We start from the raw sequence: 14348 nt of genomic DNA on the forward strand, positions 1-14348 counted from the left end.
CAACCGGCGCGCATTGTAGCACAACTCGGTGCCGTTCTTACCGCCTCCTGTCACGGGCGCGTCATCGAGCACGTCGACGGCATCTCCGTCCGCGGCGCCGGCACCGCGAGCACCGTCCGGAAGCCGTAGCCCGACCCTTCGTTGTCGAAGCGCACGCCCGGCGTACCGGCCTTGTCCATTTCCATCACGTAAAGGGGTTGGATCAGTTGGTGATCCTGCGCGCGCATCCGCGACGCGTGGAAGCCGTCGTCGAACGACAGGCCCTCGAGCGCACGTGCGACCGCGACCGGGTCGGCCGACCCCGCGCGGGTCATCGCGGCGGCCAGCATGTCGATCATCTGGCTCATCCGCCGCACCGGATAGTCGTCCTGCGCGACCGGGAAACGGGCCCGGAACGCGCGGTAGAACGCGTCGGATCTGGCGCCGCCCGCGTTCGGGTGCCAGTCCGCGACCGCCACGACACGGCCTACGCCCGCGTCGCCCAGCGCCGCCGGCGCGCCGAGGCTGTTGCCGTAGAACGTGTAGAACTTCGCGTCGAGCCCCTGTTCGCGCGCCGCCTTCACGAGCAACGTGAGGTCGTTGCCCCAGTTGCCGGTCACGACGGCGTCCGCGCCGCTCGCGCGGATCTTTGCGATATACGGCGAGAAATCCTTGATCCGGCCGATCGGGTGAAATTCGTCGCCGGCGATCGTCACGTCCGGACGCCGTGCGGCCAGCGCCTGCCGCGCGAGGGCGCTGACGTCGTGGCCGAAGCTGTAGTCCTGGTTCAACAGATAGACCTTGCGCAGCGCGCGATCGCGCGCCATCACGTCCGCGAGCGCGGCCATCCGCATGCCGGCATGCGCGTCGAAGCGGAAATGCCAGAAGCTGCAGCGCGCGCCGGTCAGCGCCGGATCGTCGGCCGAATAGTTCAGGAACAGCATCCGGCGGTCCGGATCGCGCGCGTTCAGCTTGTCGAGCGCCGCGACGAGGGCGGCCGCGACGGCCGAGCTGTTGCCCTGCGCGACGAAGCCGATATGGCGGTCGGCGGCCGCGCGCAACTGCACGAGCGCCTCCTCCGGGCTACCCTTGCTGTCGAGCACCACGAGCTCGAGCGGGTGCGCGCCGTCGCGCAGCTTCACGCCGCCCGCCGCATTGACCTGCTCGACGCCGAAGCGCAGGTTGCGCTCGACCGCCGCGCCCGCGTTCGCGAACGGGCCCGACATCCCTTCGATCAGTGCGATCCGCACCGGCTCGCCGCCGGCGAATGCGGACGACACCAGCATCCACCCCGCGCTCCACGCGAGCGCGCATCGCTTCCACCCCTGCATCGGCCACCTGCCCTTCAATCTGCCCGAGAAGCGCGGATCATAGGCCCCCGCGCCCGCCGCCCGCAAGCGCGGCGGTGCGCGATCCGCACCGACTTTTTTTCGCGCGATGCGCGATCACGCGCCGTCCGTGATAAAACGGGGCTTGTTTCCGTGTTCTGGAGAATCCGATGCGCATTCGCATTCCCGCGCGCCTGCCGGTGCTGGCCGCCTGCGCCGCCGCGCTGCTGGCCGGTTGCGCGCAACCGTGGCAGCAATACCAGGCCGGCCAGGACGAATCGGCGATCGTCGCGCGCATGGGGCCGCCGCGCGAGATCTACGACCTGCCCGGCGGCGGCAAGCGCCTGATGTGGCCAACCCAGCCGATGGGCGAGATCACGGTCGCGGCCGACGTCGATGCAGCCCACCGGATCGTCAACGTGCGCCAGGTGCTGCAGCCGAGCGAGTTCTATCGCGCGGAGATCGGCAAGTGGACGAAAACCGACGTCCTCGTCAATTTCGGACGCCCGGTCGAGACCTCCTACTTCCCGTTGATGAAGCGCGAGGTCTGGACGTACCGGTATCTGGAGGACAACGTCTGGTACATGATGTACAGCTTCTATTTCGACCCGCAGGGCATTCTGCGCACCACGCAGAAAACGCCTGATCCGCTGCACGACCCCGATCGCCGCAACCTGTTCTGACCGATTGCGCATTTACGCGCAATTATCGCAATGGCCATTCACGAATTATTGCTGAATGGCCATTTCATTTTTTCCGTCGCCTTATTTGATTCAACGAATAAGACGGAAAACTTTTCCGAATCAATGACATTGCGATGGCAATCCGCTGAACGCCCCGTCACGCGGGCCGTGGCGCGCAAACAGGCATGGGCAGTGCATCTCATGCGTCGCGTTGGTGCATGCAATGCACTACGCCCAATCAATTTGAAACAATTTGTTTCAACCCACCCGGACTGCTAGGGCATACCCCTAATATCAGCGAAACCAAACCTTTCAATTTAGAAAGAATGCCATTACGTCATTTCGTTCGGTATTTATTTGCCTTTATCGGAAAGGAGTCCTCATGAATCGCCCCAAGAGCATGCTGGTTGCCAACATTGCCTGGGCCCGCGAGACGCGCGAACACACGCCCGGCTTCTTCGACGCGCTCGCGCGCGGCCAGAACCCGCGCGTCCTGTGGATCGGCTGCGCCGACAGCCGCGTGCCGGCCGAAACCATCACGCACTGCGCACCGGGCGAGCTGTTCGTCCATCGCAACATCGCGAACCTGTTCCACCCCGACGACGACAATTCCGCCAGCGTGCTCGAGTACGCGGTGCGGGTGCTGAAGGTCGATCACGTGATCGTGTGCGGTCACTACGGGTGCGGCGGGGTCCGCGCGTCGCTGCTGCCGCCGCCCGCCGACCTGCCGCACGTCGCGCGCCGCATCGCGCCGCTCTGCGCGCTTGCGCGGCGTCATCGCGACACGCTCGACGGGCTCGACGACCTGGCCGCCGCCGACCGCCTCGCGGAGCTGAACGTGCTCGAACAGGTGCGGCTGCTGCGCGCGTCGCCGATCGTACGCGGCCGCGAACGGCCGCCGCTCGTGCACGGCTGGATCTTTTCGCTCGCCGACGGGCGCCTGAAGGAGCTCGATTCCGGCTACACGGCGTCGCCAGCCGTTGCCGAGCCCGAGCCCGCCGCGGCCGCCGCGCTCGGCTGATCCGCGCCCCGCCCTCCATGCCAACGAAACCACGCCCAACCATGAAACTGAACGAGCGCCTGTCCACCCTGCCGCGCGACATCGTCGCCGGCATCGTCGTTTTCCTCGTCGCGCTGCCGCTCTGTCTCGGTATCGCCAACGCCTCCGGCGTCGAGCCGTTCGCCGGGCTCGTGTCGGGCATCGTCGGCGGCATCGTCGTCGCGCTGCTGAGCGGCTCGTCGCTGTCCGTCAGCGGGCCGGCCGCCGGCCTCGTCGTGATCGTCGTCGAAGGGATCGCGCAACTCGGCAGCTTCTCCGCGTTCCTGCTCGCGGTGCTGCTGTCCGGCGTGCTGCAGTTCGGCTTCGGCATGCTGCGCGCGGGCCGCTTCGCCGCCTATGTGCCGTCGCCCGTCATCAAGGGCATGCTCGCCGCGATCGGCCTGCTGCTGATCGTGAAGCAGATTCCGTTCGCGTTCGGCATCGGCGGCTCGGCCGCGCAATCGTTTGCTGCGTGGCCGGATCTACCGGCCGCATGGGCCGCCACCGCGATCGCGCTGGCCTCGCTCGCGCTGCTGATCGCGTGGGACACGCCCGCACTCAAGCGCTTCGCGTGGGTGCGCTCGGTACCCGCGCCGCTCGCGGTCGTCGTGCTCGGCATCGGCGCGACGCTCGTGCTCGGCGTGCTCGCACCGGCGGCCGCACCGGGCGCCGCGCATCGCGTCACGTTGCCCGAGTTCGACTCGTTCGCGGCCCTCGCGGCATCGCTCAAGCATGCGGAACTCGGCCCGAACTTCGCGCAACTGGCCAATCCGGACGTATGGCGCGTGGCGATCACGCTGGCGGTCGTCGCGAGCCTCGAGACGCTGCTGTGCCTCGAAGCGGTCGAACAGATCGATCCGAAGCGCCGGCCGACGCAACCTGATCGTGAGCTGAAGGCACAGGGCGTCGGCAATCTGGTCGCGGGCGCCGTCGGCGGCCTGCCGATCACGTCGGTAATCGTGCGCAGCTCGGCCAACGTCAACGCCGGCGCGCAAAGCCGGATGTCGGCGATCGTGCACGGGATCCTGCTGCTCGCGAGCGTGTTCGCGCTCACCGGCCTGATCAACCTGATCCCGCTCGCGAGCCTGGCCGCGATCCTGATCCATACCGGTCTGAAGCTGGCGAAACCCGCGCTGTTCCGCTCGGTGATGAAGCAAGGCCCGGCCGCGTTCGTGCCGTTCGCCGCGACGATCGCGGGCGTACTCGCGGTCGACCTGCTGTTCGGCATCGCAATGGGCCTCGCATGCAGCGTGCTCGCGGTCGCCGTTGCCAACCTGAAGAGCCCAGTCACGCTCGCGCAGCACGACGATCACTTCCTGCTGTCGTTCCGCAAGGACGTGTCGTTTCTCGGCAAGGTGCAGGTCAAGCACCACCTGCGGCACATTCCGGACCGGGCGGCGGTGATCATCGACGCGACGCGCGCCGACTACATCGATCACGACGTGCTCGAACTGCTCGATGCGTTCGTCGCCGATGCGCCGCGGCGCGGGATCGCGGTCGAGTTCCGCCGGCGCCATCCGGCGCCACGCGCGGCTGCGCGCCGCTGGCTGTTCCGTGCGCCGGCCGCCGAATGAGCGGCCGATGAAAAAACGCCCCGGCGGCGCAGGGCCGCACGGGGCGTTTCGGGGTCGCGTCGCGCGCGGCGCTTACGAGCGCTGCGGGTTGACCTTGTCGTCCTTCGAATGCAGCTTATTCAGTGCGGAAATGTATGCCTTCGCGGACGCGGCGACGATATCCGGATCGGTACCGACGCCGTTGACGATCCGCCCGCTCTTCGACAACCGGACGGTCACTTCGCCCTGCGCCTGCGTGCCGGTCGTGATCGCGTTCACCGAGTACAGCAGCAGCTCGGACCCGCTACCGACTTCGCCCTCGATCGCATTGAACGTCGCATCGACCGGACCGTTGCCGCGCGCCTCGCCAGTCACCTCCTTGCCTTCGACCGCGAATACGACCTTCGCCTGCGGCTGCTCGCCCGTTTCCGAACGCTGCGACAGCGACACGAACTTGAAGTGCTCCTGCTCCTGCGCGAGCGCCGATTCCTCGGACACGATCGCGATGATGTCCTCGTCGAAGATCTCCGCCTTGCGGTCGGCCAGATCCTTGAAGCGCATGAACGCGGCATTCAGTTCGGCTTCGCTGTCGAGCGATACGCCGAGCTCCTGCAGGCGCTGCTTGAACGCGTTGCGGCCCGACAGCTTGCCGAGCACGATCTTGTTCGCGGTCCAGCCCACGTCTTCCGCGCGCATGATCTCGTAGGTGTCGCGCGCCTTGAGCACGCCGTCCTGGTGAATGCCCGACGCATGCGCGAATGCATTCGCGCCGACCACCGCCTTGTTCGGCTGCACGACGAAGCCGGTGATCTGCGACACGAGCTTCGACGTCGGCACGATCTGCGACGTGTCGATGCCGACGTCGAGACCGAAGTAGTCCTTGCGCGTCTTCACCGCCATCACGATTTCCTCGAGCGACGTGTTGCCCGCGCGCTCGCCGAGACCGTTGATCGTGCACTCGACCTGACGCGCGCCGCCGATCTTCACGCCGGCGAGCGAGTTCGCGACCGCCATCCCGAGGTCGTTATGGCAGTGCACCGAGAAGATCGCCTTGTCCGAGTTCGGAATGCGCTCGCGCAGCGTCTTCACGAGGTTGCCGTAGAGTTCCGGCACGCCGTAGCCGACCGTGTCGGCGATGTTGATCGTCGTCGCGCCTTCGGCGATCACGGCTTCCAGCACGCGGCACAGGAAATCCATGTCCGAACGGCTGCCGTCTTCCGGCGAGAACTCGACGTTGTCGGTGAACTTGCGCGCGAAACGCACCGCGAGGCGCGCCTGCTCGAACACCTGATCGGGCGTCATCCGCAGCTTCTTTTCCATGTGCAGCGGCGACGTCGCGATGAACGTGTGGATCCGGAAGCTGTTGGCCGGCTTCAGTGCGTCGGCCGCGCGCTGGATGTCCTTGTCGTTGGCCCGCGCCAGCGAGCAGATCGTGCTGTCCTTCACGAGACCGGCGATCGTGTGGATCGCGTCGAAATCGCCGTTCGAGCTGGCCGCGAAGCCGGCCTCGATCACGTCGACCTTCATCCGCTCGAGGTGCTTCGCGATGCGGATTTTCTCTTCCTTCGTCATCGACGCGCCGGGCGATTGCTCGCCGTCACGCAACGTCGTATCGAAAATGATCAGCTTGTCTGTCATGGGGGGCTCCAGGGCTCTTTTATACGGAAGTCAAACGTAACGAGATCGCGCCACCGCTGGCGACGTTCAACAACAGACGAGGCTTGAGACGGAGGGCGAGAACGGTCAGCGCGGCAGGCGCGCCAAAGCTAGCGCGCGTAGCGGCGCACCGGCTAGAAGGAGGGAGAGGTGGGGAAATGCAGTCATGCCGAAGACTATAGCGACATTCCGTTGGCCGCGCAATCGGACGGCACCCGGGAATCGACGCGGCCCGGCTCGAAAAAGGGCCAAATGAAAACGGCGGCCCCGAGGCCGCCGCTTCCAGCACGCGCAGCGTCGGCGTCAGTGATCGCGCTGCGACGAACGCGCCGGATTCGCGCGCCCGCGCACGGCCATGTAGGCCCAGAACACGTAGCCGGACAGCCCGTACAGCACGAACAGGCAGAACAGCATCAGCGGCGGATCGGACGACACGAGCACGAACGCGACGACGACGAGCAGGATGGCCGCGAACGGCACGCGGTGCCGCACGTCGAGCGCCTTGCCGCTGTAGAACGGCGCGTTCGACACCATCGTCACACCCGCGTAGATCGTCAGCACGAAGGCGACCCACGGCAGCCAGCCGAGCTTCATCGGCACGCGGTTGTCGGTCGCGAGCCACACGAAGCCCGCGATCAGCGCGGCCGCGGCCGGGCTCGGCAGCCCCTGGAAAAAGCGCTTGTCGACCACGCCGATGTTCGTGTTGAAGCGCGCGAGACGCAGCGCGGCGCCCGAGCAATAGACGAACGCGGCGAGCCAACCCCAGCGGCCGAGATCCTTCAGCACCCACTCGTACATCACGAGCGCGGGCGCCACGCCGAACGACACCATGTCCGACAGGCTGTCGAACTGCTCGCCGAACGCGCTCTGCGTATGCGTCATGCGCGCCACGCGCCCGTCCATTCCGTCGAGCACCATCGCGACGAAAATCGCGATCGCGGCGATCTCGAAGCGCACGTTCATCGCCTGCACGACCGCGAAGAAGCCGCAGAACAGCGCGGCGGTCGTGAATGCGTTCGGCAGCAGATAGATGCCGCGCGTCTTCAGGAACCGCTGGCGCGCGGCGCGGCGGCTTTCGAGCGGCGCCTGATCGGGCGCCATCACCTTGTTGCGGCGGAACGGGCGTGGCGTCTGGCTGGAGCCGTTGCGCGGCCGACGCGGTTTGAATGCGGCCATCGTGCGCCCCGCCCCTTACTGCTCGAGCTCGGCGAGGATCGTCGACGACGCGTAGACTTTCTCGCCGATCGACACCTTCGCGCGGCTGCCGAGCGGCAGGTACACGTCGACGCGCGAACCGAAGCGGATGAAACCGTAGCGCTGGCCGCGCGACAGCGGCTCGCCGGCGCGGACGTAGCAGAGGATCCGGCGCGCGATCAGGCCGGCGATCTGCACGGACGTGACCGTCTTGCCGCTCGCCGTCTGGATCACGACCGCGTTGCGCTCGTTCTCGGTCGACGCCTTGTCGATCGCCGCGTTCAGGAACGCGCCCGGGAAATACTCGACCTTGCTGATCGCGCCATCGACCGGCGAACGCTGCGAATGGACATTGAAGACATTCATGAACACGCTGATCTTCAGCGCTTCGCGGTTCGCGTACGGATCCTGCGCGGTCTCGACCGCGACGATGCGGCCGTCTGCCGGGCACAGCACCGCGTTCGGCTGCGCCGGGATCGGGCGCTGCGGATCGCGGAAGAACTGGACGACGAAGACGAGCAGCAGCCAGAACGGCCACGCGAAGCCGAAGCCCCCGACGGCATGGATCAACAGCGCGATGACGGCTGCAATCGCGATGAACGGCCAGCCTTCGCGCGCGATGATCGGATGAGGATAGTTCATGGATTCGTTCTGTGTTCGGTGAATTGCAAAGCCCGTAGCATAACAAAAGCCGCCCGGGGCACTGCTGCCTTCGGACGGCTTTTTGATGCCGGCCCTTCGCTCGAAGGGCCGGAACAGCACGGGGTGCTTAGTTCTTCGTCTGGTCGACGAGCTTGTTCTTCGCGATCCACGGCATCATCGCACGCAGCTTCGCGCCGACCTGCTCGATCTGGTGCTCGGCCGTCAGGCGGCGGCGCGACTGCAGCGTCGGGGCGCCCGCCTTGTTCTCGAGAATGAAGCTCTTCGCGTACTCGCCCGTCTGGATGTCGGTCAGGCACTGCTTCATCGCCTTCTTCGTCTCTTCCGTGACGACGCGCGGGCCGGTCACGTACTCGCCGTACTCGGCGTTGTTCGAGATCGAGTAGTTCATGTTCGCGATGCCGCCTTCGTAGATCAGATCGACGATCAGCTTCAGTTCGTGCAGGCACTCGAAGTACGCCATTTCCGGCGCGTAGCCGGCTTCGACCAGCGTCTCGAAACCCGCCTTGATCAGCTCGACGGTACCGCCGCACAGCACGGCCTGCTCGCCGAACAGGTCGGTTTCGGTTTCTTCGCGGAAGTTCGTCTCGATGATGCCGGCACGGCCGCCGCCGTTCGCCGCCGCGTACGACAGCGCGATGTCGCGTGCCGCGCCCGACTTGTTCTGCGCAACCGCGATCAGGTGCGGCACGCCGCCACCTTGTGCATACGTGCCGCGCACGGTGTGGCCCGGGGCCTTCGGCGCGATCATGATCACGTCGAGGTCGGCGCGCGGGATCACCTGGCCGTAGTGGACGTTGAAGCCGTGGGCGAATGCCAGCGCCGCACCCTGCTTGATGTTCGCGTGCACTTCCTTCGCGTACACGTCGGCGATCTGCTCGTCCGGCAGCAGCATCATGACGACGTCCGCGCCCTTCACCGCTTCCGCGACTTCCTTGACCGACAGGCCGGCGTTCTCGGCCTTGCTCCACGACGCGCCGTCCTTGCGAAGGCCGACCGTCACGTTCACGCCGCTGTCCTTCAGGTTCAGTGCGTGCGCATGGCCTTGCGAGCCGTAGCCGATGATCGTGACTTGCTTGCCCTTGATGAGGGAGAGGTCGGCGTCTTTGTCGTAGAAAACGTTCATGATGGTTCCTTCGCTAATTCAAAAATTCAACAATTCGTTCGGATGGGGTACTGCGGGCCGGGACATGACGGCGCACCCGGCGTGCCTTCTTGCAATATCGGCATCACACCTTCAGGATGCGCTCGCCGCGTCCGATGCCGGAGCTGCCGGTCCGCACGGTCTCGAGGATCGCGGTGGCGTCCAGCCCCTGGATGAATGCGTCGAGCTTGTCGCTCGCGCCCGTCAATTCGATCGTGTAGGTCTTCTCGGTCACGTCGATGATGCGGCCGCGGAAAATGTCCGACATCCGCTTCATTTCTTCGCGCTCCTTGCCCACTGCACGGACCTTGATCAGCATCAGCTCGCGTTCGATGTGTGCACCGTCGGTCAGGTCCACCACTTTCACCACCTCGATCAGGCGGTTCAGATGCTTCGTGATCTGTTCGATCACGTCGTCCGAGCCAATGGAAACGATGGTCAGCCGCGACAGCGATTGGTCTTCGGTCGGCGCCACCGTCAAGGTTTCGATGTTGTAGCCGCGTGCGGAAAACAGACCGACCACGCGCGACAGCGCGCCCGGTTCGTTTTCCAGCAGGACGGAAATGATGTGTCTCATGTTCGCTTCTTCCAGAATGTGTCCGTGTCGATTCGCTCGCGCCGCGCGCCGCCGCGTGCCGCGCCGCCCTTCGTGAAGGCGGCCGCATCGCGCGCTGCGCGCGTCGCGCCGTTACAGATCTTCCGATCCGAGCAGCATCTCGGTGATGCCCTTGCCGGCCTGTACCATCGGCCAGACGTTTTCGGTCGGATCGGTCTGGAAGTCGAGAAACACGGTGCGGTCCTTCAGGCGCAGCGCTTCCTTCAGCGCCGGCTCCACATCCGAGGTCTTTTCGATCCGCATGCCGACATGGCCGTACGCTTCGGCGAGCTTCACGAAATCGGGCAGCGCATCCATGTACGAATGCGAATAGCGCTTGCTGTATTCGATCTGCTGCCACTGGCGGACCATGCCGAGGTAGCGGTTGTTCAGCGAAATGATCTTCACGGGCGTGTCGTACTGCAGGCAGGTCGACAGTTCCTGAATGCACATCTGGATCGAGCCTTCGCCCGTGATGCACAGCACGTCGTCGTCCGGATGGGCCATCTTGACGCCCATCGCCGCCGGCAGGCCGAAGCCCATCGTGCCGAGACCGCCGGAGTTGATCCAGCGACGCGGCTTGTTGAAACGGTAGAACTGCGCGGCCCACATCTGGTGCTGGCCGACGTCCGAGCACACGAACGCGTTGCCGTCCGTCAGCTCCCACGCCTTCTCGACCACGTACTGCGGCTTGATGATCTCGCTTTCGCGGTCGTACTTCAGGCAGTCCTTCGCACGCCAGCTCTCGATGTCCTTCCACCATTGCGCGAGCGCCTCGGTGTCGGGGCCATGCTCGGCCGTCTGCAGTTGTTCGATCAGCTCCTTCAGCACTTCCTTCACGTCGCCGACGATCGGGATGTCGACCTTCACGCGCTTCGAGATCGACGACGGGTCGATGTCGATATGGATGATCTTGCGCGGACGCGACGCGAAGTGGGCAGGATCGCCGATCACGCGGTCGTCGAAGCGCGCGCCGATCGCGATCAGCACGTCGCAGTGCTGCATCGCCATGTTCGCTTCGTAGGTGCCGTGCATGCCGAGCATGCCGAGAAATTTCTTGTCCGACGCGCGATAGCCGCCGAGGCCCATCAGCGTGTTCGTGACCGGGTAGCCGAGCAGGTCCGCGAACTGGTTCAGTTCGCGCGACGCGTCGGCGAGGATGATGCCGCCGCCCGTGTAGATGTACGGGCGCTTCGCCGTCAGCAGCAGCGACACGGCCTTGCGGATCTGGCCCGAATGGCCTTTCGTGACGGGATTGTACGAACGCAGCGACACGCTCTTGATCGGCTCGTACTGGCACGGCGTCTTCGAGATGTCCTTCGGGATGTCGATCAGCACCGGGCCCGGACGGCCCGTGCGGGCGATGTAGAACGCCTTCTTGACGGTTTCCGCGAGGTCGCGCACGTCCTTCACGAGGAAGTTGTGCTTCACGCAGGGACGCGTGATGCCGACGGTGTCGCACTCCTGGAATGCGTCCTGACCGATCGCGGCCGTCGGCACCTGGCCGCTGATCACGACCATCGGGATCGAATCCATGTACGCCGTTGCGATGCCGGTCACCGCGTTGGTGACACCGGGGCCCGACGTCACGAGGCAGACGCCGACATTGCCGGTGGAGCGCGCATACGCATCGGCTGCGTGCACGGCCGCCTGTTCATGGCGCACCAGCACGTGCTGAATCTTGTCCTGCTTGTACAGCTCGTCGTAAATGTAGAGAACCGAGCCGCCGGGATAGCCCCAGATGAATTCGACGTTTTCGTCGGCCAGTGCCTTCATGAGCACGGTGCCGCCGATGGAGTCGCTATCGGGAGGGGAAAGGGGTTCCGACGTGGAGAATTCCGCGCTGGGCATGTTCATGTTGACCTTTCGAATTTTCGGCAAAAAATTGATCGGGTGCTCTCTGCCGGGCTTGTGGCTCGGGTTCAAGCGGCGCGTCTAGTTTGAAGGGCGGGCTTCTTGGGCCAGCCTCAAATGAGACCATCACTTCATGTTGCGAATCGCCGACGATAGCGGGTAGCGATTGAGCCGTCAAGCAAAATATCCCGCAGCGCATCATGCGCGCCGCCCGGCGCCCCGCCGGCGCGGTTCGCGCGCAACGTGCGGCGCCCGACCCGGTGCCAAGCCGCGCGAAAATTTGATAGCATCCGCGGGTTTTACGAAATTTTTCGACCTTTTACACCACGCAGCGGGCCGCAGCGCATACCTTCACGGAATGGCATCAGACAAGGAACTCGCCGACTTTCTGGCGGGCGTCGAAAGGCGCGCGTTCAAGCAGGCCGCGTACGCCGTGCGTGACGACGATGCATCGCTCGACATCGTTCAGGACGCGATGATCAAGCTCGCTGAAAAGTACGGCGACCGGCCGGCGGCCGAGCTGCCGCTGCTTTTTCAGCGGATCCTGCAGAACGCGATCCACGACTGGTTCCGCCGACAGAAGGTCCGCAACACGTGGGTGACGCTGTTCTCGTCGCTGAACAACACCGACGACGACGACTTCGACCCGCTCGAAACGCTCGAATCCGCGGACGACAACGCGGGCGTCGAGAGCAGCGAGCACCGCCTCGAAAGAGAGCAGGTTCTGGCCCTGATCGACGAGGAAATCCAGAAACTTCCGGCGCGTCAACGGGAAGCGTTCCTGATGCGTTATTGGGAAGATATGGATGTCGCCGAGACTGCCGCCGCGATGGGGTGCTCCGAGGGCAGCGTCAAGACGCACTGCTCGCGAGCCACCCACACGCTGGCGCAAGCGCTCAAGGCCAAAGGAATCACGCTATGAGCTCCGCTCCCGCAAACCGAGAACTCGAATTCGCGCTGAAGGTGCGCCGCGCGCTGGACGAGCGCGCAGCCGCCCTGCCTGCCGCGACCACCGATCGGCTGGCCGTCGCCCGCCGGGCTGCGCTCGCGCGCAAGAAGCCCGAAGCCGCGAGCGCGCCGGTGTTCGTGCCGGCCTTCGCCGGCGCGGCCGGCGCCTATGGCCCGACGCCCGCGAACCGCCCGCCGGCCGGCCGCCCGTCGTTCGCGCGCCGGCTGCTGCGCGCATGGCCGCTCGCGTTGCTGCTCGCGGGGCTCGTCGGCATCGCGTACTGGGAAGACATGCAGCGCACCGCCGAACTCGCCGATATCGACGCGGCGATGCTCAGCGACGACCTGCCGCTCAATGCGTATCTCGACCACGGGTTCAACGCGTATCTTTCGCGCGCTCACTAACAGACAATAACGAGGGGATCGTACGGGTGAGTCAGAAGCGCGGCCTGGCCGTATTTTTCGGATGCGTGATCGCGATCGCCGTTTCCTACGTCGCCACGTATCCCCGATTCCACCCGGCCCCCGCGACGGCGCCCGTCGCGACCACCAGCCCCGCCGCGCCCGCGTCGACCGCGACCGGCCTGACCGCCGAACTCCCCCCGCTGCCCCTGCCGCTGCCGGCCGCCGCCGGCCCGCTGTCGTGGGCGCGCCTCACGCCGGCGCAGCACGCGGCCCTCGCCCCGTTCGCCGACCAGTGGGACGGCTTCAGCGACGCCCGCAAGCGCAAATGGCTGAAGATCGCATCGCGTTTCGCGAAGTTGTCGCCGGATGACCAGAAGCGCCTGCAGGAGCGGATGACCGAATGGGCGAAGATGACGCCCGAGCAGCGCCGCGTCGCGCGCGAGAACTACCAGAGTGCGAAGGAGCTGTCCGCCCAGGCGCGCGAGCGCGCGTGGAAGGCCTACCAGCAACTGCCCGAGGAGCAGAAGGAACGGCTTGCCGCCGCCGAGCGCCGTCGCAAGCCGAGTGTCGTCAGCGCGCCGCCGACCGCCGCCGACCGTGACGTCCGCCGCCTCGTCAACGCGCACGAACACCCGGCGAGCGGCGCGGCGGCGGCCGCGGCGCCCGCGTCGGCCGGTGCCGCCGCGCAGCCGGCGCCCGCGTCGTCGACCTCCGGCACCGCATCCGCGCCGGCCGCCGTGGCGCCGGTGTCGCCCGCCGACGCGCCTTCGCTGTTCAAGGGCTCCTGAGCGGCCGTGGCGAGCGCCCGCGCACCCGAAGCCCCGGCCGTCGCGCCGTCCGTACGGCGGCGCCTCGCCGCCCTGCTCTACGAAGGCGTGCTGCTGTTCGGCGTCGTGTTCTTCGCCGGGCTCGCGTTCAGCCTCGCGACACAGCAACGCAACGGCCTCGTCCATCACAACCTGCTTGCCGCATGGATCGCGCTCGTCGTCGGCGCATATTTCGTGTGGTTCTGGACGCACGGCGGCCAGACGCTGCCGATGAAAACCTGGCGGCTACGGCTCGAATCGTCGAGCGGCCGGCCGCTGAGCGCCGGCCACGCGCTCGTCCGCTACGTGCTCGGCTGGCTGTGGTTCCTGCCGCCGCTCGCGCTGCACCCGCTCCTCGGCCTGTCGGTACCCGTCACGCTCGCGCTCGCCGCCGCATGGATCGTCGTGTGGGCCGGCGCGGCCCGGCTGCACGCCAGCCGCCAGTTCCCGCACGACCGGCTCGCGCGCACGCGCGTCGTCGCGATCCCGCGCTGACGCGCCGCA

The 14348-nt window shown here is 66.3% G+C and carries 14 protein-coding genes; 7 read left to right on the forward strand and 7 right to left on the reverse strand.

Going from position 1 to position 14348, the window contains the following annotated elements; translation table 11 throughout:
* Positions 1–50 precede the first annotated feature (50 nt).
* Entirely contained in the window at positions 51–1310 is a 1260-nt protein-coding gene (locus tag WS96_RS14570; RefSeq protein ID WP_059833340.1) for a branched-chain amino acid ABC transporter substrate-binding protein, read from the reverse strand.
* Positions 1311–1477: 167 nt separating this feature from the next.
* On the opposite strand from WS96_RS14570, the gene WS96_RS14575 reads away from it, so the two are divergent.
* The 3 genes from WS96_RS14575 (at position 1478) to WS96_RS14585 (ending at position 4603) form a co-directional block, all read left to right on the forward strand.
* Positions 1478–1990 (forward strand): hypothetical protein, encoded by a 513-nt coding sequence (locus WS96_RS14575; RefSeq protein WP_027784990.1) that lies wholly within the window; start codon positions 1478–1480, stop codon positions 1988–1990.
* Positions 1991–2372: 382 nt separating this feature from the next.
* A complete protein-coding gene (locus tag WS96_RS34895; protein WP_059825074.1) occupies positions 2373–3011 on the forward strand; it encodes a carbonic anhydrase in 639 nt (212 codons plus the stop codon).
* A 41-nt stretch (positions 3012–3052) separates the two neighbouring features.
* On the forward strand, positions 3053–4603 hold the full coding sequence (locus WS96_RS14585) for a SulP family inorganic anion transporter (protein ID WP_059833341.1): 1551 nt from the start codon (positions 3053–3055) through the stop codon (positions 4601–4603).
* Between the two features lie 72 nt (positions 4604–4675).
* On the opposite strand, the gene WS96_RS14590 is transcribed toward WS96_RS14585, so the two are convergent.
* The 6 genes from WS96_RS14590 to WS96_RS14615 form a co-directional block, all read right to left on the reverse strand.
* On the reverse strand, positions 4676–6220 hold the full coding sequence (locus WS96_RS14590) for a 2-isopropylmalate synthase (RefSeq protein ID WP_034207975.1): 1545 nt from the start codon (positions 6218–6220) through the stop codon (positions 4676–4678).
* 321 nt (positions 6221–6541) lie between these two features.
* On the reverse strand, positions 6542–7414 hold the full coding sequence (gene pssA, locus WS96_RS14595; protein ID WP_034207976.1) for a CDP-diacylglycerol--serine O-phosphatidyltransferase: 873 nt from the start codon (positions 7412–7414) through the stop codon (positions 6542–6544).
* Positions 7415–7429: 15 nt separating this feature from the next.
* Positions 7430–8074, reverse strand: a complete 645-nt coding sequence (locus WS96_RS14600; protein ID WP_006491035.1) for a phosphatidylserine decarboxylase — start codon at positions 8072–8074, stop codon at positions 7430–7432.
* Between the two features lie 127 nt (positions 8075–8201).
* On the reverse strand, positions 8202–9218 hold the full coding sequence (gene ilvC, locus WS96_RS14605) for a ketol-acid reductoisomerase (protein WP_027784996.1): 1017 nt from the start codon (positions 9216–9218) through the stop codon (positions 8202–8204).
* A gap of 103 nt (positions 9219–9321) precedes the next feature.
* Positions 9322–9813, reverse strand: a complete 492-nt coding sequence (ilvN, locus tag WS96_RS14610) for an acetolactate synthase small subunit (RefSeq protein ID WP_034207977.1) — start codon at positions 9811–9813, stop codon at positions 9322–9324.
* Between the two features lie 111 nt (positions 9814–9924).
* Entirely contained in the window at positions 9925–11688 is a 1764-nt protein-coding gene (locus tag WS96_RS14615; RefSeq protein WP_034207978.1) for an acetolactate synthase 3 catalytic subunit, read from the reverse strand.
* A 355-nt stretch (positions 11689–12043) separates the two neighbouring features.
* Between WS96_RS14615 and WS96_RS14620 the strand changes: the two genes are divergently transcribed.
* The 4 genes from WS96_RS14620 to WS96_RS14635 are packed head-to-tail and all read left to right on the forward strand — an operon-like array spanning position 12044 to position 14339.
* A complete protein-coding gene (locus tag WS96_RS14620; RefSeq protein WP_021162797.1) occupies positions 12044–12607 on the forward strand; it encodes an RNA polymerase sigma factor in 564 nt (187 codons plus the stop codon).
* On the forward strand, positions 12604–13038 hold the full coding sequence (locus WS96_RS14625) for a DUF3619 family protein (protein WP_034207980.1): 435 nt from the start codon (positions 12604–12606) through the stop codon (positions 13036–13038). The genes WS96_RS14620 and WS96_RS14625 overlap by 4 nt, the downstream gene beginning before the upstream one ends.
* Before the next feature lie 26 nt (positions 13039–13064).
* Positions 13065–13826: a DUF3106 domain-containing protein gene (locus tag WS96_RS14630; RefSeq protein ID WP_059781337.1), complete on the forward strand. Its 762-nt coding sequence runs from the start codon at positions 13065–13067 to the stop codon at positions 13824–13826.
* Positions 13827–13832: 6 nt separating this feature from the next.
* Positions 13833–14339, forward strand: coding sequence for an RDD family protein (locus tag WS96_RS14635; RefSeq protein WP_059833343.1), 507 nt, complete (start codon positions 13833–13835; stop codon positions 14337–14339).
* Positions 14340–14348 lie beyond the last annotated feature (9 nt).

This window comes from Burkholderia sp. MSMB1835 (assembly GCF_001526365.1).
Classification (GTDB): Bacteria; Pseudomonadota; Gammaproteobacteria; order Burkholderiales; family Burkholderiaceae; genus Burkholderia.